This is a genomic window from Paenibacillus sp. S02, from assembly GCF_019454065.1.
Taxonomy (GTDB): domain Bacteria; phylum Bacillota; class Bacilli; order Paenibacillales; family Paenibacillaceae; genus Paenibacillus; species Paenibacillus polymyxa_B.
In genome coordinates this window covers 1,736,128-1,758,064 of the sequence record NZ_CP073682.1, presented here as the reverse complement: position 1 = coordinate 1,758,064, position 21,937 = coordinate 1,736,128, and the positions used below count along the sequence as shown (strand labels likewise).

Here is a 21,937-nt window from a genome sequence, read left to right as displayed (position 1 = left end):
CGTGAATATACTTAATAACCAACAAGGCCAAACTGTGCCGTGTATCCACTTGGGGGGTGCCTAATAATGCCGGAACCACGCCAGCCATATTCATTCGTCGTATCCCGCGAAGATTGGTCGCTGCATCGCAAAGGGTACCAGGACCAGCAACGTCATCAGCAGAAGGTCAAAGATGTCATTAAGCAAAATCTACCCGATCTGATAACGGAAGAAAATATTATTATGTCGGACGGTCAACAGATTATCAAAGTGCCGATTCGCAGTCTGGATGAATATCGCTTCATTTATAACTATCAAAAGCAAAAGCATGTAGGTCAAGGGGATGGAGATAGTCAGGTGGGGGATGTCATCGGACGTGATCCTGCCTCCCAGAAGCCTGGTAAAGGTGAGAAAGCCGGCGATCAGCCGGGACACGATATTATGGAAACGGAAGTCAGCATAGAAGAACTGGAAGATATGCTGTTCGAGGAAATGGAATTGCCGAATTTACAGCAAAAAGACAAGGATCAAATTGAAGTTGAATCTATTGTGTTCAATGATATACGTAAAAAAGGCATGCAAGCGAACATTGACAAGAAACGAACCATTCTCGAAAACCTGCGCCGCAACGCCCGTGAAGGGAAACCGGGCATTCATCATATTAGTCCGGACGATCTTCGGTACAAAACATGGGAAGAGAAGACCATTCCTCAATCCAACGCGGTGATTATAGCCATGATGGACACCTCAGGCTCGATGGGCTCTTTTGAAAAATATTGCGCTCGCAGCTTCTTTTTCTGGATGACCCGCTTTTTGCGCCGTCAGTATGAAAAGGTGGAAATTGTCTTTCTCGCGCATCATACCGAGGCTAAAGAGGTTACGGAGGAAGAATTTTTTACCCGCGGAGAAAGTGGCGGCACGATCTGCTCTTCCGCTTATTTGAAAGCACTAGAGATTATCGACAAACGATATCCTCCTTCCAGCTACAATATTTATCCCTTCCATTTCTCGGATGGCGATAACCTGACCTCGGACAATGAGCGGTGTGTGAAGCTAATCGAGGAACTTATAAAGCGGAGCAATATGTTCGGCTATGGAGAAGTGAATCAATATAATCGTAGCAGCACGCTGATGTCAGCCTACAAGAATATTAAAAAGGATCAGTTTATGTACTATGTCATCAAGGAAAAAGGTGAGGTATACCAAGCCTTACGTACCTTTTTTCGCAAACGGGAAGGGGGAACGGTGGGATGAGCACCGACCAGAAGGAGCTAGAATATGCGATATCAGAAATTATGGAGGTTGCAGATGGCTTCGGGCTCGACTACTACCCGATGCGGTATGAGATTTGTCCGGCGGATATTGTATACACGTTCGGAGCCTATGGTATGCCCACGCGCTTCAGCCACTGGAGTTTTGGAAAAACATTTCACAAGATGAAAATGCAGTACGATTTTGGATTGAGCAAAATCTATGAGCTGGTCATTAACTCCAATCCCTGCTACGCCTTCCTGCTGGAAGGAAATTCTTTAGTGCAAAATAAACTGATTGTCGCCCATGTACTGGCACACTGTGATTTTTTCAAACACAACGCTCGCTTCTCAGCTTCTAATCGCAATATGGTGGAGAGTATGTCGGCCACAGCAGACCGAATCAACAGCTATGAAATGGAATACGGTTCAAAGGCTGTGGAATCCTTCATTGACTCTGTACTGGCGATACAAGAGCATGTGGATCCACAGATTATCAAACCAAGGCATCTGGATAAACAGCGCTACATGGAGCTCAAAATTCGGGAGCAGAAAGAACCTGGAAAACGCCAGCGTCCCCCTGGGCCTTACGATGATCTGTGGTCACTGGACACAGTGAAGCATCATGATCCGGCCGAGACCGAGGGCATCAAGATACGCCAGTTCCCACCGGAACCTGAAAAAGATATCGTCTGGTTTATTCAGGAATTCTCGGAGGTGCTGGAGGACTGGCAGCGGGATATTATGACGATGCTTCGAGACGAAATGCTGTATTTCTGGCCCCAAATGGAGACCAAAATCATGAATGAAGGCTGGGCCTCCTATTGGCACCAGCGGATTGTAAGGGAACTGGATTTGACCGGGGAGGAAACCGTTGAATTTGCGATGCTGAACGCCTCTGTCGTACAGCCTTCCAAGCAAAGCCTGAACCCGTACTATTTGGGTCTGAAAATATTTGAGGATATTGAAAAACGATGGGATAACCCAACCCGTGAGGAGCAAGAACGACAAGGACGCAAACCGGGCGAAGGACGCGCTAAAATGTTCGAGGTACGAGAGTTCGACTCAGACACCTCTTTTATACGCAATTACATGACCAAGAAACTGACAGAGGATTTGGATCTGTACGTGTTTGAGAAACGGGGACCCGATTGGAAAATTACCGATAAATCCTGGGAAAACATACGGGATCAGCTTGTGTTTTCACGTGTGAATGGAGGCTCCCCTTATATCGTCGTCGAGGATGGAGATTATCTGCATACGGGCGAGTTGAAGCTCAAGCACCAGTACGAAGGCATTGAGCTGGATTTAAAATATATGGAGCGCACACTTCCGTATGTATATCAGCTGTGGGGGCGCACCGTTCATTTGGAAACATTGATTGAGGGTAAGCTCGCCTTATTCTCATATGACGGTAAGAAACATCATCGTAAGTTTGTATAGTCATACAAAATCAAATAGCCAGCCTAATTTAAAAAAGGTGCATTCCTAAAAAGGATATGCGCCTTTTTTTACTATTTCATACAACCTTAAGCGACCTTCGTTTCTTGCCAATTTCAGGACGCCTGTTTCGTTTTGGATCAGGGGTGTATTATACTAATATGATAAATGACCCATGGGTCATACTTGAGAAACAGAACGAGGAGCGTTGATATAGATGAACATCCATCCCAGCTTTCGTGAAGTTCGTGTAAGTGACCAACAGGTATTCCCGATCGCCTGGTACGCCGTTGGCTGGTCCAAGGAACTAAAAAATAAACCGCTTAAAAAGCGATTGCTTGGCAAAGATATTGTCCTGTACCGTGATGATCATCGTCAGGTACATGCCATCCATGCTTATTGCCCGCACCGAGGAGCTGATTTGTCGCTAGGCTATTGTCAAAACGGGCACATCACATGCCCATATCATGCATGGTCTTTCGATGAGAGTGGGCAGTGTGTGGATATTCCGGCACATCCGGGGCGGGCTATTCCTGAGTTTGCTCATACCTATGCCTACCCCGCGATTGAAAAAGCAGGCCTGCTGTGGGTATATCCTCAGGCCGTTGGCTCAAAGTCTGAGATAAACTCAGGGTTGGGGACATCCACATCCCCACCTCCTCTGGAGATTTTCCCCGAGCTGGAGGACCCCTCTCTTATTTTGTCTCCCTACGATTCCGTGTGGAAGGCACACCTGACGAGAGTTGTGGAGAGCGTGCTGGATGTCGCTCATTTGCCAATTGTCCATAACAAAACGATCGGTAAAAAATCCTCCACCGACATTCATATCGAGTTTGAAGCGGATGACAATCATATTCGAGTGAAAAACGGGAAAGGTCTATTACAATATACCTTTCCACAGCAATGGATTTTGACTCCCGCCAAGGAAGGACGCAGCAAGTTTATTAATTTCGTCACCTTCACTCCGATTGGGCAAGAGTTAACTGCCATCTACGGACTGGCTGGACGTAATTTTGCCAGATTTGTACCAGGCATGAGCCACATTTTTTCCAGATACAGTGGCAAGGTGCTGGAAGAGGATCGGGCCGTGGTGGAAAGCCAGCATCCGCGTCCAATCCCAGAAGCGCTGCGAATGGAGGCACACGTCCCCGCTGATGGACCTCAAGTTCGGTTTCGCAACCGCTGGTATGATTTCCTTGTCAACGATGAGCCTCGTGTACGACTGGATCCAGAAACTACTTCCTCTTAAATTCGACGATGTAGCTTTGGTTGAGCTGTTTTCCACCTTCCGAAATGTTCTGGTACATGGATAAAAACCGGGCGGATGGGCTCCATACCGTTGGGCTGTCATAGGATTGGATATCGGTCGTAACCGGAGTGGTTTTACCCGTGGACTGGTCAAACACATACAGCCCTCTCATGCCTTGCTGATCCTCATCATAAATGGAATAAGCAAGCTTGGACCCGTCGCTGGACCAGCTTCCACGACTCATTAAAGTGCCTTGACCGACGATTCCTTTCTCTTTGCCCTGTTCATCCAAAATGATCATACGGGCTGGTTCGGATGTATTCCATTTCCGCTTTTCAATGGCAATAGACTTACCATCAGGCGACACGGCAAAGGACATGGCACCCTCTGCAATGGTCACAGCCTGAGGATGATTGAGGGTGAACCGATTCAGCACCGGATACCCTTGCTTATCACTGCCTGTATAAAATATGGCGTTACCCACTTTTTCGACATGAGACATCAATTCAGAGCGATTCGGATCTTGAAAACTCAATTCTTTAGCTTTGCAGTCCAGACCAATCAGCTGGATTTTACCATCCGGTGTGCCTGTAATGATATGATTCTCATCGCTCCAGCTCACTTCGTTAATCATATCCAGCTTGCCAACCGATGTAACCTTACCACTGCTTAGTTCCAGAATATAGCCTTGAATATCATATTTGCTGCTGGTGCTGCCCTCAGTAAAAAAGACATGGCGCTGATCCGGTGATACCGCAGCAAGTAACTGCGGAGCCTTACGACCTGGTGTTAAAATCCGCTCCTTGTCTGTCTCTACATTATGAATCCATAGCTGGGTTTTACGCTCCACAATCAGCTCTTCGTCGCTCAGCCAAGACCTCGCGTAGACATCCCCCAGCCTGTCGATAGACGATACCACCAGCTCGTCCGTTACTTGCTGCCGGGCTGCATCCGTGTCAATCACAGTAAGCTGTTGGCCCGGTTTCATATCGGATGCTGGATTTGTCTCTCCTGCGCTCTTTATGCCGCAACCGCTGAGCAATCCCCCGGCGATTAAGCCGGTTATGAGCACCCCCGTAGCTTTCTGTCTGAAAACTCTTGTGCGGGAATCTTCGCGACGAGGGGAGCCGTTCTTTTGCCCATAGCTGTCTATGTTTTTCTTTATCATGTACAACGGCCTCCTTGTTAACGATACCCCCAGTTTAATGCCCGAACATCTCATGAATACATCGAATTGTTTCCAAGTTGTAAACAAGACACCATTCTAGCCCTGTGCTAACAATCGGCCGTTTACAGGGAGCCATCGTGAACCAAGAGAGGGAGTCTAAGCGAAAATTCATTCCCACTTACATTTGTATGCCCGTTGTCATTTTCCAACCCACTATGATCTGAAGCTGTAAGCTGCAACTCTCCCCCCATGCGCTCCGCCAGTCTGCGCGCCAGAGGAAGACCAAGTCCCGTACCGCTGTCCTGACGAGATCGATCACGACTTAAGGTAGCAAACGGCTCAAAAATCATGTCCCATTGCTCCCTAGGAATCCATGGGCCGGAATTGCGTATACACACAATCACGGTGTCCTGTTCTACTCGATTCGATAACGTAATCCATCCACCGTCCCGATTGTACTTCACTGCATTATCCAGCAAATTCAGTACAATATGCATCAGATACTTAGGGTCTCCCCACACCTGAGCAGGAACGGTATCTATCGAAAAATTCAGTCCACGCGCCGCCGCTTTCCCTCGAATACGGCTCCCTGCATCTTCCAGCAACGAATGCAGTTTCACAGCCTCCGTATGCAATTCAAAATCATATTTATCCAGCACAGATAGCCGCAGCGAGTCCTCGACAAGCTCGTATAACCGTTTTGTTTCCTTACTGATACTTTCTCTCGCTTCACGCACCAGTTCAGGATCATCCCCATACATATCCAGTAAATCAGCATAAGCCTGAATAGAGGTTAATGGAGTCTTCAGTTCATGGCTGATATTTCCAATAAAAGATTTTTGCTGCTGCTCCAGCTCTCTCAAACGCTGAACCGCTTCTTCCAGCCGAAGCTTTTCGTTTTCCAGCGCGGTAATGCTCTCCCGGATCACATGACTCATCAGGAGCATTCCTTCATCCAGTCTTCCCAGCTCGTCCTGCCGTCGAAGCAGTCTGGCTTCTGGATAGTGCCCTGTCGATATCTGCTCGGAAGCGCGAGTTAGTCGTCCGATATCCCTCGTCTGGCGGCTGACATAGCCTAAGCCCAAAATAAAGCTCAATACCAGCACCGTACCCCCCGTCCATAGAAACAAGTGGGCAATGGCCTGGTAGAACTGCTGCTGCGCTTCTGTTGAGCTATGAAGCTGTACCACTCCCAGCAAGCCGTCCGGACCTTGAAGCGGAGCCAAATAGGTGACTGCGCTACCTTCCGTAATATACGCAATTTTGCCTTGGAGCGCATAGGAAAGGGCCTGGCTGACATTTGTTCTAAAAGCCAGCGGTAGAGAATTGCCAACCTCATGCCCCTGGCCATCATATAAAACAACGCGCATATTGCTGGATACGCCCAGTTCCACTGCGAGTTGGGGCGCCTGCTTCTTCATGAAGCCTTCCGGTGATTGGCGCACTCCCAACAGGTAAGACTGTTTTACACGCATTTCTACAATTTCGGCCTGGCGCTTTAAGCTGCGTTCCATTTGGTCTGTCTGGTTAGCACGAATGCCAGTAAGCACGAGCCAGCTCAGCACACCGACAGTAAACAGCAGCAAAGCCGCCAGTACCAGGGGGAATTTCCAACGCAGGCTTAAGCCTGTAGGTTTGCGTTTGCGCTTCTGTTGGTCGGTGGACCGCAAGCTTCCTTGCTGATGGAGTGAATGATGTTCGTTCACGTCATTTTCTCTGCCTTATAGCCGATACCATACACGGTCTGCAGTATCGCCTGATGTGGCTCAAGCTTCTTGCGCAAGCGCTGGATATGAATATCCACCGTCCGCGTTCCGCCCACATAATCGAAGCTCCATACCTGCTCCAGCAGCTCGTCCCGTGTATACACCCTCCCGGCATGAGACACCAACAGCGTCAGCACATCAAACTCCTTGGGGGTTAGATCCAGCGCTATGGCTCCAAGTTCAGCCGTTCGGCTGGACGGACGTACCCGTAATGGGCCGAGTACCATTTCTGTTCCTTCCGGGGCAGGCGCTCCTTCTCGCTCCAGTCTCCGTACCAATGCTTTAATACGAGCGAGCAGCTCCCTCAGGTCAAACGGTTTGCTCATAAAATCGTCCGCACCCAACTCCAGCCCGAGTACCTTATCAACGATATCGTTTTTGGCCGTCAGCAGTAAAATACCGATGCCCTTCCGACTTTCCAAGCGGCGGCACACCTCATATCCACCCAGTTTGGGCATCATCACATCCAGTATGAGCACATCTGGGTGGAACAAACGCACTTTTTCCAAGGCGTCCTCCCCATCAACAGCGGTTTCCACCAAAAAACCCTCTCGCTTTAACGCATAAGCCAGCGCATTCCGAATGCTCGCCTCATCGTCCGCTATCAGTATTTTTTTATCCATGTCCTGCCCTCCCTGCATTAAAAAAACGCTCCAGCTACCTATGTTCCCGCAAATAATAATGAATCAGACATGTATGACATATAAACTGCTCACGTGGATCGTTAAGATCAAAATCCGTCATGTCGCGTATCCGTTCCAATCTGTATTTTACTGAGTTACGATGTATAAAAAGATAATTGGCTGTATCTACCAGACTGCCCCTGTTTTCCAAATAATAAAATAACGTTTTGAGTAAGTCACTGCCATGTGAGCGATCATATTGCTGAAGTCTCCCCAGCTTGCGTTCAAACAAATTTGAAAATTCCTCTTTGTCCATCGCTTCTCCAAGCATATAGTGCATCTCTATATCGCTGTATTTGCATACACGTTTATCAGGATACAGCCGCTGGGCTACAGTAATGGCACGACGTGCTTCATTGTAGCTTTGCAGCAGCTCCCATAACTTTTTGGCACTTCCGATGCCTAAATAATAATCGGCGGTACCCCAGGCTTTTTCAGTTGACCAGTTTTTCAGCGTATCACTCCAGGACGTTTCCTGATCAGAGCCAGGTGCGTTCTGATGATCATTCGGCTGAAGAGTCGGCAGAAATAATATCGCACGATTTGAACGGAACTCAATATGAGACACCACACGCCGTCGGGTCGATTCCATACTCAATAACCCAGAAAGAATCTCTTCTGGCGGAGCCGTAGCACTTTCCAGTACAGCCACCTCCCAGTTATATTCCGGGTTGAATCCCAATTGACGACCTCTCCGCTCAACCTCATGCCGCACCGGCAACGGAGGTGTCATGAGCTCATCTATAAAATTCCCCCGTAGTCGGCTTTCCGTATCTTCTACTGCCTTTTCACGCATTAATTCTAACGCCATCACCAGACGTGCCTGCTCAATACCAACCTGCTCCATATCATCCAGTTCATTGCGGGCAATGACCAACTTGGCGACTGTACGTTTATCCACACTAATGGGAAAATGACGAGCATCTTGTACCTTCGCCCAATCCCAATCTTGTGGTGAAGTGACAATGGCTTGACCACCATTATCAACCAAAGCAACCGGAGCTTTAAAAAGCTCTGCTATATTATCGCTTACAGCCTGTATGCCACTGTTCTCCAGCACCATCGTCGTTAACGTTCGATAGATTTCTTCCGAACGTCGCAGCAGCTCTGCCTGTCGGTTCAACACCATATCCATGACACGCTGCGTAATATCCGTATAGGGAATATCGGCTGGAATCTCAATCACAGGAAGGCCGCAGGCATTGCTTTCTTCAAGCGCACTATGGGGAATTTCCGTGAGAAAGCGGGTAGGCTTGATCACAAGCGCCGCCGCCCCGCCCTGATGCAGTAATTGAATAATTTGACACAATACCTCAGGCTCATGACGGATCGAATAAGCCGTAGTCATCAACAATACACCTTCCCGAACCCAGCCTTTCAGGTCAGGAACTTCCATAATGTCAATAAACCGGACAACCCGGCTTAGCCCTTGTTCTCCGCTTAATACCTTCGCCTCCTTCAACACGGGTATTGCCATGAGCTCTTGAACTGTTACACCCGGTATTTTCATAAAGACAGACCACCCTGCTATTTATTTTGCAAAATCCTTAGTTCATTTAATTTTCAGGATAGTGTACCAAAAAAGTGTACAAAACAAAACCTTTTACCGCTTGGTCAAGTCTATCCACACCAGCCCATTCCTATCTTTAGGAGCTCAATGGAACATAAATAAACCGCCCTTTTCTGGAAAAGGCGGTTTATTTCAATATTCAACTATTTATAATGAAGTTTAAGAACTATCCTGCTTGTCCCCCACACGAAGTGTCTGCTAGCGTACCGAAACAGCTGCACCCAACGCCACAATCGGGTCAATAGCCCGAATCCCTAGTGTACGCTCCAACTCTGGCGCAAAGTTCATCGTTACAAAACCTGTGCAGGCAAGTACGATTACCTCAGCCCCCTTCTCCTGAAGCCGTAACGCTGCTGCCATAGCTGCCTCTTTACCTTGTGGAGTGTTCAAGTCCAGTGTCGTCTGCACACCTATGGGACGCTCTGTACCGATATAGGAATCGCCCAAAATGCGGCGAATCAGCGGCGGAGCCTCCTCCAAAATGGTCAACACGCCTACACGGCTGGCCGATGTCAGAGCCAAGAGTGCCGCACAGGACCCCGCCCCGTATACAGGTACAGATACAACCTGACGAGTTTCCTCTAGCGCTGGATCAGCCGCGCAGCTAATACCGATAGACGTACAGCCTTGTTCAACGAGTTGTTGCGCCGCGAGCACAATTTTAGGCACCGCTTCCCGGTCTGTGATATCATCGTAGATTCCTTTCGGCTGATCGGGGATACATACACTGGTGACAGGCAGCCCGTAGTGCTGCTCAATGACCCGGCCGTGAAGGTCGATAGCTACTTTGTCCTGTATGGTAAGCACTCTGATTATTCCAAGCATGATAACTTCCTCCCTTTATCGCTCTAGCAACTGACCAGCCTTCATAATCAGACGATCATCCAGATATACATCCGGTTTTTGTACGACTCCGTCAATATGTACACCCGCAGCGACAGTTCCCCCGAAGGTATTATTGCTGCCAAAAGCGACATGAATCGTGCCATATACTTTCTCGTCCTCTAACACAACACCTGTAATGCGGGCTTTATCATTCGTTCCAATACCAAATTCGGCCAGCATTCTACCATCGCCTTCGCCGAGCATATCCAACAGGGACTGTCCGGCTTCCCCTTCTGCGGCGATTAATCTTCCATTTTGCACCGTCAGCAGCAGCGGGTCTTTTAAGGCACCGATTCCCGCCACAGAACCATCCACCACAATCTGACCCTGTGCCGTTCCTTCCAGCGGAGCAATATACGCTTCACCGGAAGGCAGGTTGCCCGATTCGCCGGGATTCAAATACATACCTGTGCTGGGAACGCCGTTGCGCCCTTCTATGGTAAAGTTCAGACTATATCCTTCCTTTTCAATCCGTACCTGCTTGGCAGCAGTCAGCAATGCGGTCACCTCTTCGGTCAGCGCCTTGACCTTCGGATAATCAGCAGCAATTGCTCCATTCATGAACATATCGTCTGTCATGCCGGGCATGGTCGCTAGGCGTGCTCCAGCAGCTGCGGCTTGCTTACGGGCACTTGTATGTGTCAGCGAATACCGGGTGACACATACAACAACGTTGGAGCGAAGCATGGCTTCGGCAACAGGGGCCGGAGGCTCCTCGCCCGATTTAGAGCGAACCTTCATCGTCAAAATAGCTGCTTCTGCCCCCAGTGCCTTGCCAGCTTCATATATGGACTCGCCCAATTCTTTTTTATCATCGTCGGTTACGACCAAAAGCGTCTCTCCAGCGGTAAGTCCCAAACATTTTTGCAATACATTTTTACTGATTTCAATACGTTGTTGACTCATAGTTCTTACCTCCAATTTTTGGGCCCTTACACCATTTCCGATACCAGTTTGCCAATCAAGGCATTGGACAATACAACGGGAACCCCTGAGTAATGCGCCGCTAGCTCTCTATGCGTTTCCGTATAGCCCATGCAATCCAGCACGATCAGATCGGCTTGATTCTTGAACTGTCCTGCTGCTCGGCGAAATTCTTCCTCACTGCCACTGTAAGGCGAGGCCGCCGCAAACTCTGGATTCAATCCATAAGGGCTGAATTTAAGCTTGAGGTTGTTCTTCTGTTCTTCGAGCGGTCCAATGAGACCCAACCTTCTTCCGCTGGACATGGCCTTTAGTACAGGAGGAAGCACATGATCTGGCTCAATTAGAAAAGCGCTTCGGGTATGCAATCCAGGAAACACACCGGTACAGAGTAACAAAATAGTACGTATGCCCTGCTCCTCCAAACGTGTGATTTTGTCCTGGAGCAGCGGCTGGATTTTTTCGCGTGAAATGACCACCGACTCCCCGGTCGTCAAGCGCGAGGTTAATACATATTCTCCCGGTGACGGTGATAGATGGTGTTGTATATAGTCCAATGAGAGCCCATCCAGCGCACCAGCCTGTACCAGCTCTGCCCGTCCTTCCAATGCCCTTTCTATGATAGGCGCCACATCTGACCGGGGGGCTTGCCCAATCGTAATCATCCCAAGCTTATGCATTTTGAATCCCTGCTTTCGCTTTATTTTACGCTCCTGGCGACAAAGGGCAAGCCCGCGGCCTGCCCTTATTTCGGTTCTGGTGAATAGTTTTAACTTATGTTACTGCAACTTTCCTTACATAAACAATGTTCGTCCTGACCAAAACAAAGGCTTGTTTGTTGTGCATAAAGGATAAAAAAACAAAGTCATAGCGCTATCATTACATTTTATTCCTTTTTAATGTCAAGAAATATAACACACTTTAAACATCTCTTCCCTCACTGCCCTGCGCTTTGGAGTGTCTTACCTGTCCGTATATGCTAAAATACTTCCGTATCGGCTATTCGCCTACAGGAGGGCATGATCATGAAACAATCTATTTTGATCGTAGAAGACGAAGAAAAGATTGCCCGGCTTCTAGAGATCGAACTTCAATTTGAAGGCTATCAAGTATGTAAAGAAAAAAACGGAATTGATGGGCTAGAGACGTACTGCAAAGGCAATTGGGATCTAGTGTTGCTGGATATTATGATTCCCGGTCTCAATGGCATCGGGCTACTTCGGAGGATTCGTAAGCATGATGCGAACGTTCCTGTCATTTTGCTGACGGCTAAAAGTTCCATTGCAGATAAGGTCGAGGGACTCGATTTGGGAGCCAATGATTATGTTACCAAACCGTTTGTGATCGAAGAGCTGCTTGCACGTGTACGGGCCGCACTCAGAGTGGGTGCAACGAAAGACATGGCTCCACAAGTGGTAGATAAGTGGCTTAGTGCCGGGGATTTACGTCTCCATGAAGGTACTCGTGAAGTTCTTCGAGGAGAGCACAACATTGAGCTTACACCGCGAGAGTTTGACTTGCTCGTTCATTTACTCAGACACCAGCGGCAGGTACTTAGCCGTGAACAATTACTGGAGAATGTATGGGGCATAGATTATATGGGCGATACCAATGTGGTCGATGTGTATATTCGCTACGTGCGCAATAAAATCGACCCTACGCGCCAGCTCCCTGAGCTTATCCATACTGTACGCGGAATTGGTTATGTACTGAAGGAATCTTTATGAAGCTACAAAACAAAATCCATACGTACACCTCGTTATTATTCGCGGTCTTACTTGTAGCCATTAATTTTTCGATCTATTTCCTATTCAGCCAACTTTCGATAGACAGTCGAAAAGACCAGGTAGAGGCCGCAGCAGAGAACATGATTCGCGGCATTCAACGCGCTTCGGTATCCGTAGCCGCAGAGGACCTTCTCCGAGCCTATGTACCGCTGGATGGCATGCTTCGGCTGATGAGGCCGGAAGGCGATTTTCTTCCCCCTATCACCTCTTCTTCCGAGCAATCTCTTAGCTTGATGAAGGGCGTTTTTGATGAAACACGGCAGGTTCGCATGATTACCTATGAAAGCAACCGTTACATTCTTGTATCGGTCCCCATGATTTGGACCAATGGTGAGGTTGTCAATCTCCAGGTGATCGAAAGTCTGCAACCAACGATGCAGACGCTACAGGTACTCAGAATCGTACTTGTTGCTGTCACTGGAATTGCGCTCATTCCTGTCGTGGTATCGGGAAAACTGCTCGGCAGACTGATCACACGTCCAATCACATCTATGATTAGTACGATGAAAGAAATTCAGCGCAGCGGGAAATTTAAACGTCTTCCGCTCAATTCATCATCACGCGACGAACTGGTCGAAATGGGTGAAACATTTAATGACATGATTGAACTGCTGGAGCGGAATTTCGTCAGGCAAGAACAATTTGTATCTAATGCGTCCCACGAATTGAAGACACCTCTCACCATTATTGAAAGTTATGCCAGCCTGCTCAAACGGCGGGGGTTGCAGCATCCCAACATTTTCGCCGAATCCGTTGAAGCGATCCATTCCGAGGCGATTCGAATGAAGGACATGGCAGAGCAGCTTCTTCTGTTGGCCAGAAACGAAGAACAATGGAATGTCGTGCTGGAGCCTGTACGCCTGACCAGAATAGCGACAGAATTAAAAGCTACATTTGAAAATGCGTTCGCCCGACAAATTCAACTGGATGTACAGGCAGACTGCATTGGCTATACCGATGAAAATAAGCTGAAGCAGCTCCTATTTATCTTTTTGGATAATGCACGCAAATACAGTGACGAGCCGATACACCTGATGATTGATACGGTGGGCGGTACAGCTCAACCCTGCATAAGAATCACAGATCAAGGAATTGGAATCCCGGAAGAAAAGTTATCTAAAGTATTCGACCGCTTCTATCGTGTGGATGAAGCCAGAAGCCGCGAGGAAGGTGGGGCTGGGCTAGGCTTATCATTGGCTACAGGAATTGCACAAGCTATACATGCTCAAATTGGGCTAGAAAGTGTAGAGGAGAGCGGAACAACTGCAACGATCATCCTCCCTACCGTTCCAAAATAATAAGCCAAAGGAGGGAATAACGATGAAAACCATCTATGTGTGGATGATTGGGGGTACGCTGGCGGCTGTATTGATTACAATTTGTCTTTTACAGTGGCCTTGGGCACGGTCGTTAGCAGCTTCTCCATTGGAAGAAAAGGCCATCATCCAATCCGTTTTGCATCAGTATCCTGGCGAGGTGCTCGAATCCCAACGCTTGGGTGATTTTTATCTGATCAGGCTGGAACGCGCCAAAGGGAAGTACGATATAAAAGCCAATGCCTATGATGGTGTCATCGACTCCATTAAGCGGACACAGGCTTATACAGATGCGAAGCAGGAGCCCCAAGATCGCAAGCCCGGTACCTCACCAACCAGAGACACATCAAATCCAGCTAATAAACCTGACCCGGTTTCTCTCGTTATTACAGAGAAAGAAGCAGCCAAGCTTGCTGCCAAAGCAGTTAACGGAACATCCGACGATATTGAGCTTCATCGCAACGACAAAGGCCTCTATTATCTGGTTGAGGTTGAGGTAAAAGATGGGCGTGAAGCAGTAGTACAGGTCAATGCAGTATCGGGCTCTATCGACTCTATAACGTGGGAAAAAGAAAAACAGGAGCACAACGAATCATGACAACTTGATGATCATCTCAGCTCATGTTTTCTCATGGTTTTCTCATGATTCTATTATGTTCCTCTCATGTTCAAGAGATAAGCTGTATTCATGCTTATAGCACAAGGAGGAATTATGTAATGAAAAAAAACTATACATTAGGAATTATGGCAGCCACGGTTCTGCTTGGAGTTACAGTTACGGGTGTCTCAGCGAATGCCGTATGGGCCGCTAAACCTACGGGCCTTATTGGAGCGACCGCCGCTGCCAACATTGCCAAGAAGGCTGTGGGGAATAATGCACAAGTTGAAGATGTCGAACTGGAGCGCAAGAACGGAAAAGTCTACTATGAGGTGGATCTCCAGCAAGGGGATAAAGATTGGGATATAGATGTTGATGCTTATACGGGGAAAACCATCCGTTCCCATTCTGAGCTTGATCATGACTCGAATGACGAGTCCTCCCTAAACAAGCCAAATCACATCACCCTGACTGAAAAGCAGGCTGGACAAATTGCGCTTAAGCACGTGCCCGGGAGTACCCTTTTGTCTTCTAAATTGGATAAGGAAGATGGACAGTTCATCTACGAGGTAAAGGTACTCACCAACGAAGGAACCGTTGAGCTTGAAATCCATGCATCATCTGGCGCAATCGTGGATACAGACGAAGATGATGATGACAACGAATATTAATCACCCAGGTCATAATCAGGGTAACTAAATACAGCGCTAATTAAAACGGAGCAGCGAACTTTCGCTGCTCCGTTTTTTTGACCAATGTGACATAGGAAAAGAACGAAGATGGCTTCATAAAACTGCACCTATTATTTCTTCATGAATAGACTGATAACTAACAGAGGATTACCTTTTTCTTCAATCCAAAGTCAAGTGAGGTTCTTATGGCGAAATCCTATACTAAAGCACAGATTCGCAAAATCACCCGTCGTTTCGGCCTGATCCCGTTAAAATCAAGCTTAGTCTCCTCATTATACCGAAAAAATGCAGTGATCCAGGTGAAAACGAAAAAGGGAACTTATGCATTAAAGCCCTTTAGTCGTACAAAGATGATCCGTTCAAATACGATTCAACAGATGGAACGAGCTGCGAGTCATATAAGGCTTTTGAAAAAGAGAAAGTATACCTACATGCCCGCATGGCTCCCCACTCATTCCGGCAAGTTATGGACTCTATATCAAGGAACGCCATTTTATGTAAGTCAGTGGATCAAAGGACGGGGACTGGAGACCGCTGAAGATTTCGAAAAACTGGGGCGGGCACTTGCCACACTTCACGCCACCTCCACCGGCTTGAATCGGATGGATAAAGGAAAGTCCCCTCCGACCATTCAACAATTGCGGATTTGGAAAAACCAGGATCGTCTTTTTCAAAGAAAAATGATAAAAAACAGTCGCCATGATAAAACGTACCGCAACTGGTACAATGCTCACGGCGAAGACTGCAAACGTTTATCCAGGCGAGCATGGAAGGATTTGCAGGATGCATCCATCATAAGACTGCTTCGGATGGAACATCGGCATCCCTCCTTGATACACAGTGATATCACTACCCCAAATGTCATTATTTCGGATGACGGTCATCTCAAAATCATTGATTGGGATCGGGTTAAGATCGGCTCAGTCTATGCTGATTTGGCAAAGGCCCTTATGAATACGACTCAATTCAATCCTGAATTTGTGCAATCCTTGCTGAAGGGATACCAAAAGCGCAAACCACTAAGCCGTACTGAACGGAAGATTGTTACAGCTTTATATAAACTACCACGAGAAGCCTGGCATGCTTCCCGACACCCGAATCGTTCAAGAGATCGCGAAATCCTGGACAATTGGGATCAGTCGTGGCCTCTTCGATTACAAATCATCCATATTTTGCAGGAGTGGGCTCATGTATAAAAGAAAGTGAGGATCAAAATGTCGATTTTATCGAACGTTGAGCAGATGTACGGAATCAAAATTCAGCGTACCCGTCAAATGAAGGACATACACAAGATTGAGACCGCTAATACGACTTATTGCTTAAAACCCTACAAATTCCCGGAAGAAGAGATCCGTTTTATTACACGTGTCTTGTCCTACTTGGATGAGCGCGGGTTTACACGCAGCCAAAAGGTCTATCCAACAGTACAACAAACGGCTTACATGACCAATGAAGGTGTTTCGTATACATTAACCAATTGGGTTCATGGACTCAGACCAGAATTTACAAAAAGAATAGACTTCAAAAAGGGAATTGCTACTTTAGCCAAATTCCATTCCAGTGCCGTGGGCTTTCCTATCACTGAAGCTCCGCCATCCAGAATCCGTTATGAAGGCTTGAGCGATGAAATAGCTGGATACAAAAAACGCCTCATCCCATATAGAGGCACAGCGCATCTCGTAGCTCTTTGTGAAGAAGTGTCCCATCGCCTACAGCAGCCCAAAGTTAGAGAAGCCATTGCTCAGGAGCAAAAAGCCGCCGCATTTATACACGGCGACTATAATTATCCCAATCTGATTAAAGACAAACAGCTCAAGATCCATTTGATCGACTTTGAAAATTGCTCCCTACATGTAAGGATGAAAGATCTCTCCCATCTTCTTCATCGGAATTGTCTTTGGAATGGGACAAAGATGCTGCGCGCGATAGATTACTATCAACGATATCGTCCATTGAGCACCCATGATTTGCATCTGCTTCACGCACTATTGATCTCTCCCTATCATGTGGTCCGCAATATCAGAATAGGCGGCTTCCGTTCCGCCAAGCGAGTCATTCCGTCGTTCGTTCATTTGAACAAATACCGACGCGAACTTAGATCATTATTATAATCTGTCAGCTTGGAACTAAACAAAAAAACAGACCCGATGAAACGGTCTGTTTTTTTGTGTTCTGACAACCAACTACAGGAAAAGCGCATGCCGCTAAAGCCAATCGACTTGCTGACTGTACCGGTACAACCAAAATTTTATAGCATTGTAAACAGCACTCCCCCCTTCTACAATGATGCTAAGACTCAATGTTCAATGGTTTCGAGAAGAGAATTTGGGAAACTAACAATAGAGGTGATTGTACATGTACACCATGACAAAAGAAGAAATAAAAGCTTATTTAAACAGAATCGGAATTCCCGAAATTCAGTCTCCTACCCTTTCCTATCTAGTTGAGCTGCATAAGGCTCATGTAAAACATCTTTCATGGCAAACATTGGACATTTTTGCAAGGAAGCCGGCAGCCATTGGTTTTCAAGAATCCGTTCAACTCATTCTACATGGGAGAAGTGGTTATTGTTTTCATCTGAATGGTGCCTTTAGTGCACTACTATATTCACTAGGGTACAAAGTTTCTCTGCATCGTGCCGGGGTACAACCTCTGGGAGCTGAACCACGCATTAATTCATTTCATCTTGGACTAACAGTGAACTTGCTAAATGAGCAGCAAGAAGATGAAGTATGGATTGTTGATGTCGGGCTGGGCGATATGCCATATGAGCCTCTTCCACTCCGTATGGGGACTTATGAACAAGCCCCTCTTCATTATAAAGTTATGGAATCCGGGGTTGTTACAAAAGGTTGGCGCTTAGAGCATGACTCGCTTGCTTCATTTGTTGGCGTTGATTTTGCTCCTGCGGTTATTCAGGATTTGGAAGAATTTATGCCGAAACATCATTTTTATAGCCGCTCAGCGGAATCTCCATGGTTTAACCTGTTTCTGATTCGGCAAAGGCAAGAATTAGAGGCGAATGAACTCAGAGGATGTATTTGGAAAAAACGCGGGCTAAACGGTTTGGAAAAAATAGAGCTGGATAAGAAGTCGCAGTGGCTGGAAGTGTTGGCAGATGTATTTGGCGAGCCGCTCGTTAACTACAGTCGCCAGGAACGGGACGAGTTATGGAAAAGAGTACTTGCGGCTCATATAGAATGGAAAAAGTCTATAACTGAAGCGTTACAATAGGAAGCCTCCAACGTAAGGATACTCTTCAAGCCACATCTTACACCTGCAGCATTTCCGAGGAGTGCTGCAGCATTTCCAATTCCTTCACCATGTTTTCGATCAGCTTTGTGAACGAAGCCAATTCCTCTGAGCTGGAAGCCTGTTGCCGGGCACTGGCTGTTGTGGCAGCTGTTTCGGATTGTACACTGTCAAGCATACGGGCAATATCCAGCACCTTGCGCTGAATCTGCTCCTGTGCTTGTTTTGAATTGGATGCAAGCTTTCGCACCTCCTGTGCCACAATTTGAAACCCGCGCCCTGCTTCCTGCGCATGGGCAGCCTCAATCGCCGCATTCAGTCCCAGCAGATGAGTCTGATCGGACAGTTCCCGGATCGTACCGCTCATCTGCTCAATATGCTTAATCTCGTCACTCAAATGCTGTACCAATTCCTCTGTATGTTCCTGCGAAGAAGCAGTGTTGCAGGCACTCTCCGCGATATTATCCGTATTTTCCCTAAGCTCAGCAATCATCCCGGTCAAATTTTGCGCAATTCGGGACACAACGGTCAGCACCTGCGTTTGTTCGCCGGCCAGCTCGTTGATTTGTTCCTTTTCCTTTTCCTTTTCCTTTTCCTGATAAGCTTCCAGTACAAGCTGGGAATCCAGGTTGAACATTTTAGAAAGAGCATGCACAATAAAAAACCAGTCCTCTATCCCCGAACGCTTTAAAATGTCCACTGCAATATCAAGATAAGCAATGTACGTGCCCAAATAATAATCGGAAGACAATCCGATTCGGGAATGTACCTGCCCCACAAAAAGACGGTGTTCGATAAACGGATCATCTATTTTTCCATCTGCGAGAGAAAGCCAGTATTCACGTTGTGTTTGTTTTAGTCGTTCAATATTCGACCATTTGGAAATAATCGACATGAGATGCGGAACCTTTTCTACATGCTCATAAAACCGATCGACCACCTCATTCACAATAGATTGGAATAGTCCCTGATAATGATGCAATAAAGCCAAATCATCATCAGTAATACCAATATATTGTATCTGTTTTAATCTACTCTCCGCGACATGAATCATAAGTTCCTCCATTAATAGTTTACATAGATTTTACATTACCATATTTATAGGCAACTTTTTAGAAAATGTTAAAAAAGCAGAAGATTGATTATGATTTTTTTCATAGCAATTTCAGAAAATATATAATCACAACTGCCTGATGATACAAAAAAAGAATCCGACAGCACCTGAAATCCCCTGTGCTTGCCGAATTCCCTCTACGAAACACGTTGATCGGATACCTCACAACCGTGTGGCACCATCCCGATCAACCCATGGTTTCACCATACTGTACTTGTTTATTATTTCGTCTTACCGATTCAGGAGGCTACCTACATACCTCAACAGATCGTTAGCGCTGGCTCCTGTGTAGCCATGCTCCTCAATCAGTCGCTTAATCACTTCATTCATCCGTTTGAGCTGATTAGCGTCAGGCGTTTTGGTCGAAGTCGTAATCTTCACAATATCCTTCAAATCGGCGAACAGCTTCTTCTCAATGGCTTCTCGCAGCCGATCATGATGATGATATTCAAACTTCCGTCCCTTGCGAGAATACGCGGAAATACGGATTAATATTTCTTCACGGAATGCTTTTTTCGCATTTTCCGATACTCCAATTTGCTCCTCAATAGAGCGCATGAGCCGCTCATCCGGGTCGAGTTCCTCATCTGTGAGTGGATCGCGAATTTTCGCCCAATTGCAAAAAGCTTCGATGTTATCCAAATAGTTGTCAAACAACGTCTTGGCCGATTCCTCGAAAGAGTACACAAAAGCCTTCTGCACTTCTTTTTTCGCCAATTCGTCATATTCCTTACGAGCCACGGAAATGAAATTCAGATAGCGCTCCCGTTCTTCCTTTGTGATGGAGGCATGTTGATCCAGACCATCCTTAATTGCTCGTAAAATGTCCAGGGCATTGATGGATTCCACATTTTGCTTAATCAATGCACTAGAAATACGATTAATGACGTACCTCGGGTCTACCCCGGACATACCTTCCTCCAGAAACTCACTTTGCATTTCTTTCAGATCGGCTTCCTTGTATCCTTCGACCTCTTCACCGTCATACATGCGCATCTTTTTGACCAGATCCATCCCCTGTTTCTTCGTCTCCTTCAAGCGGGTAAGCACGGAGAAAATGGCAGCCGTTCGCAGCGCATGAGGCGCAATGTGGATATGTTTCATATCACTTTGTTCAATGAGCTTGGCGTAAATCTTTTCTTCCTCAGATACTTTCAGGTTATAAGGAATCGGCATTACAATCATCCGTGATTGCAACGCCTCGTTCTTTTTGTTTGCAATAAAGCTTTTATACTCGGATTCATTGGTGTGAGCCACGATCAGTTCATCTGCACTGATGAGCGCAAACCGCCCAGCCTTGAAGTTTCCCTCTTGGGTCAGAGAAAGCAAATTCCACAAAAACTTCTCATCGCATTTCAGCATTTCCTGAAACTCCATCAGTCCACGATTCGCTTTGTTCAATTCTCCGTCAAACCGATACGCACGCGGGTCGGATTCCGAACCATACTCCGTAATCGTGGAAAAGTCGATGCTGCCCGTCAAATCAGCAATATCCTGTGACTTCGGATCAGAAGGGCTGAACGTCCCAATACCAATCCGGTTTTCTTCCGATATAAATACCCGCTCCACGCGGACGTTTTCAATATCGCCATCAAATTCCGTGCGCAATCTCATCTGGCAGGATGGGCAGAGATTACCTTCAATCCGTACACCCAGCTCCTTTTCAAAATCGGGACGCAGCTCATGAGGAATCAGATGAAGCGGGTCCTCGTGCATGGGGCAGCCTTCAATCGCGTATACAGCTCCCTGATCCGTTCTCGAAAATTTCTCCAGACCACGTTTTAGCAACGTGACCAATGTCGATTTCCCCCCACTGACGGGTCCCATCAAAAGAAGGATACGTTTGCGCACATCGAGCCGCCTGGCTGATGAATGGAAATATTCCTCCACCAACTTTTCCAGCGCTCGATCCAGTCCAAAGATCTCCTGCTCAAAAAATTTGTATCGCTTATGTCCCCCAACCTCTTCTACACCAAAAGATTCAATCATCTTGTAAACCCGTGCATGAGCTGTCATCGCCGGCGTCGGGTCTTTCTTGAGTATCTCAATATACTCTCTAAAAGTGCCGCTCCAGGCCAGACGGTTGTTTTCCGCCCGGTACTCCGCAACGCGTTCAAAAATATTCATGCTCGGTTCCTCCCATGACTGCGTAATGACTATCCTCCACTCCTGATGATTATGGCTACACTCGTCACGCCTTTCAGGATATGATGCAATCCCCTTAAAAAAAGTGTAATACATACCTATGCAGATTGATTTAAGAA

General features: G+C 46.9%; 19 protein-coding genes. 10 read left to right on the top strand and 9 right to left on the bottom strand.

From position 1 onward, the window contains the following. Positions 1–66 precede the first annotated feature (66 nt). From yhbH to KAI36_RS07700, 3 genes are all read left to right on the top strand, one after another. Positions 67–1,233 carry a sporulation protein YhbH gene (yhbH, locus tag KAI36_RS07710; protein WP_025723949.1) on the top strand — a complete coding sequence of 389 codons (1,167 nt, stop codon included), beginning with the start codon at positions 67–69 and terminating at the stop codon, positions 1,231–1,233. Continuing rightward, positions 1,230–2,672, top strand: coding sequence for a SpoVR family protein (locus tag KAI36_RS07705; protein WP_220027429.1), 1,443 nt, complete (start codon positions 1,230–1,232; stop codon positions 2,670–2,672). The genes yhbH and KAI36_RS07705 overlap by 4 nt, the downstream gene beginning before the upstream one ends. Positions 2,673–2,886: 214 nt before the next feature. Further along, positions 2,887–3,918, top strand: a complete 1,032-nt coding sequence (locus KAI36_RS07700) for an aromatic ring-hydroxylating oxygenase subunit alpha (RefSeq protein WP_220027428.1) — start codon at positions 2,887–2,889, stop codon at positions 3,916–3,918. Here KAI36_RS07700 and KAI36_RS07695 read toward each other — a convergent pair. The 7 genes from KAI36_RS07695 to KAI36_RS07665 all read right to left on the bottom strand — a co-directional run bounded on the left by KAI36_RS07695 (position 3,905) and on the right by KAI36_RS07665 (position 11,594). After that, a complete protein-coding gene (locus KAI36_RS07695) occupies positions 3,905–5,086 on the bottom strand; it encodes a TolB-like translocation protein (RefSeq protein WP_220027427.1) in 1,182 nt (393 codons plus the stop codon). The two genes, KAI36_RS07700 and KAI36_RS07695, sit on opposite strands and share 14 nt — an antisense overlap. Before the next feature lie 122 nt (positions 5,087–5,208). Continuing rightward, positions 5,209–6,792, bottom strand: coding sequence for a sensor histidine kinase (locus KAI36_RS07690; RefSeq protein ID WP_220027426.1), 1,584 nt, complete (start codon positions 6,790–6,792; stop codon positions 5,209–5,211). Beyond that, the gene (locus KAI36_RS07685; RefSeq protein ID WP_220027425.1) at positions 6,789–7,475 is read right to left on the bottom strand and encodes a response regulator transcription factor; all 687 of its coding nucleotides are present in this window, start codon (positions 7,473–7,475) and stop codon (positions 6,789–6,791) included. Before KAI36_RS07685 ends, KAI36_RS07690 begins: the two co-directional genes overlap by 4 nt. Positions 7,476–7,509: 34 nt before the next feature. Then, positions 7,510–9,045, bottom strand: coding sequence for a PucR family transcriptional regulator (locus tag KAI36_RS07680; RefSeq protein ID WP_028542942.1), 1,536 nt, complete (start codon positions 9,043–9,045; stop codon positions 7,510–7,512). Between the two features lie 258 nt (positions 9,046–9,303). Then, complete coding sequence (locus tag KAI36_RS07675; RefSeq protein WP_220027424.1) at positions 9,304–9,930, bottom strand: aspartate/glutamate racemase family protein; 627 nt, start codon at positions 9,928–9,930, stop codon at positions 9,304–9,306. 15 nt (positions 9,931–9,945) lie between these two features. Further along, on the bottom strand, positions 9,946–10,896 hold the full coding sequence (locus tag KAI36_RS07670; protein ID WP_076293735.1) for an aminopeptidase: 951 nt from the start codon (positions 10,894–10,896) through the stop codon (positions 9,946–9,948). A gap of 26 nt (positions 10,897–10,922) precedes the next feature. Next, positions 10,923–11,594, bottom strand: a complete 672-nt coding sequence (locus KAI36_RS07665; RefSeq protein ID WP_220027423.1) for an AroM family protein — start codon at positions 11,592–11,594, stop codon at positions 10,923–10,925. 345 nt (positions 11,595–11,939) lie between these two features. On the opposite strand from KAI36_RS07665, the gene KAI36_RS07660 reads away from it, so the two are divergent. The 7 genes from KAI36_RS07660 to KAI36_RS07630 all read left to right on the top strand — a co-directional run bounded on the left by KAI36_RS07660 (position 11,940) and on the right by KAI36_RS07630 (position 18,541). Then, a complete protein-coding gene (locus tag KAI36_RS07660) occupies positions 11,940–12,641 on the top strand; it encodes a response regulator transcription factor (RefSeq protein WP_276572460.1) in 702 nt (233 codons plus the stop codon). Further along, a complete protein-coding gene (locus KAI36_RS07655; RefSeq protein WP_220027422.1) occupies positions 12,638–13,999 on the top strand; it encodes a sensor histidine kinase in 1,362 nt (453 codons plus the stop codon). The genes KAI36_RS07660 and KAI36_RS07655 overlap by 4 nt, the downstream gene beginning before the upstream one ends. 22 nt (positions 14,000–14,021) lie before the next feature. After that, positions 14,022–14,615: a PepSY domain-containing protein gene (locus KAI36_RS07650; RefSeq protein ID WP_220027421.1), complete on the top strand. Its 594-nt coding sequence runs from the start codon at positions 14,022–14,024 to the stop codon at positions 14,613–14,615. Positions 14,616–14,734: 119 nt separating this feature from the next. After that, on the top strand, positions 14,735–15,286 hold the full coding sequence (locus tag KAI36_RS07645; protein WP_023987815.1) for a PepSY domain-containing protein: 552 nt from the start codon (positions 14,735–14,737) through the stop codon (positions 15,284–15,286). 206 nt (positions 15,287–15,492) lie between these two features. After that, positions 15,493–16,503, top strand: a complete 1,011-nt coding sequence (locus KAI36_RS07640) for an aminoglycoside phosphotransferase family protein (protein WP_220027420.1) — start codon at positions 15,493–15,495, stop codon at positions 16,501–16,503. Positions 16,504–16,521: 18 nt separating this feature from the next. Continuing rightward, positions 16,522–17,418: an aminoglycoside phosphotransferase family protein gene (locus KAI36_RS07635; RefSeq protein ID WP_220027419.1), complete on the top strand. Its 897-nt coding sequence runs from the start codon at positions 16,522–16,524 to the stop codon at positions 17,416–17,418. A gap of 244 nt (positions 17,419–17,662) precedes the next feature. Then, positions 17,663–18,541, top strand: coding sequence for an arylamine N-acetyltransferase family protein (locus KAI36_RS07630; protein ID WP_220027418.1), 879 nt, complete (start codon positions 17,663–17,665; stop codon positions 18,539–18,541). Positions 18,542–18,578: 37 nt separating this feature from the next. Here KAI36_RS07630 and KAI36_RS07625 read toward each other — a convergent pair whose 3' ends face one another. Both KAI36_RS07625 and KAI36_RS07620 read right to left on the bottom strand, forming a co-directional pair. Continuing rightward, the gene (locus tag KAI36_RS07625; protein WP_220027417.1) at positions 18,579–19,613 is read right to left on the bottom strand and encodes a globin-coupled sensor protein; all 1,035 of its coding nucleotides are present in this window, start codon (positions 19,611–19,613) and stop codon (positions 18,579–18,581) included. A gap of 291 nt (positions 19,614–19,904) precedes the next feature. Next, positions 19,905–21,800, bottom strand: coding sequence for a PrkA family serine protein kinase (locus KAI36_RS07620; protein WP_220027416.1), 1,896 nt, complete (start codon positions 21,798–21,800; stop codon positions 19,905–19,907). Between the last annotated feature and the right edge of the window lie 137 nt (positions 21,801–21,937).

Bases quoted from the DNA above. Each gene is read 5' to 3' on its own strand.
- KAI36_RS07705 (WP_220027429.1), top strand. From the start codon at position 1,230: ATGAGCACCGACCAGAAGGAGCTAGAATATGCGATATCAGAAATTATG.
- KAI36_RS07685 (WP_220027425.1), bottom strand. From the start codon at position 7,475: ATGGATAAAAAAATACTGATAGCGGACGATGAGGCGAGCATTCGGAAT.
- KAI36_RS07660 (WP_276572460.1), top strand. From the start codon at position 11,940: ATGAAACAATCTATTTTGATCGTAGAAGACGAAGAAAAGATTGCCCGG.
- KAI36_RS07645 (WP_023987815.1), top strand. From the start codon at position 14,735: ATGAAAAAAAACTATACATTAGGAATTATGGCAGCCACGGTTCTGCTT.
- KAI36_RS07695 (WP_220027427.1), bottom strand. From the start codon at position 5,086: ATGATAAAGAAAAACATAGACAGCTATGGGCAAAAGAACGGCTCCCCT.
- KAI36_RS07630 (WP_220027418.1), top strand. From the start codon at position 17,663: ATGTACACCATGACAAAAGAAGAAATAAAAGCTTATTTAAACAGAATC.
- KAI36_RS07680 (WP_028542942.1), bottom strand. From the start codon at position 9,045: ATGAAAATACCGGGTGTAACAGTTCAAGAGCTCATGGCAATACCCGTG.
- KAI36_RS07675 (WP_220027424.1), bottom strand. From the start codon at position 9,930: ATGCTTGGAATAATCAGAGTGCTTACCATACAGGACAAAGTAGCTATC.
- KAI36_RS07625 (WP_220027417.1), bottom strand. From the start codon at position 19,613: ATGATTCATGTCGCGGAGAGTAGATTAAAACAGATACAATATATTGGT.
- KAI36_RS07665 (WP_220027423.1), bottom strand. From the start codon at position 11,594: ATGCATAAGCTTGGGATGATTACGATTGGGCAAGCCCCCCGGTCAGAT.
- KAI36_RS07670 (WP_076293735.1), bottom strand. From the start codon at position 10,896: ATGAGTCAACAACGTATTGAAATCAGTAAAAATGTATTGCAAAAATGT.
- KAI36_RS07635 (WP_220027419.1), top strand. From the start codon at position 16,522: ATGTCGATTTTATCGAACGTTGAGCAGATGTACGGAATCAAAATTCAG.
- KAI36_RS07640 (WP_220027420.1), top strand. From the start codon at position 15,493: ATGGCGAAATCCTATACTAAAGCACAGATTCGCAAAATCACCCGTCGT.
- KAI36_RS07620 (WP_220027416.1), bottom strand. From the start codon at position 21,800: ATGAATATTTTTGAACGCGTTGCGGAGTACCGGGCGGAAAACAACCGT.
- KAI36_RS07655 (WP_220027422.1), top strand. From the start codon at position 12,638: ATGAAGCTACAAAACAAAATCCATACGTACACCTCGTTATTATTCGCG.
- yhbH (WP_025723949.1), top strand. From the start codon at position 67: ATGCCGGAACCACGCCAGCCATATTCATTCGTCGTATCCCGCGAAGAT.
- KAI36_RS07700 (WP_220027428.1), top strand. From the start codon at position 2,887: ATGAACATCCATCCCAGCTTTCGTGAAGTTCGTGTAAGTGACCAACAG.
- KAI36_RS07650 (WP_220027421.1), top strand. From the start codon at position 14,022: ATGAAAACCATCTATGTGTGGATGATTGGGGGTACGCTGGCGGCTGTA.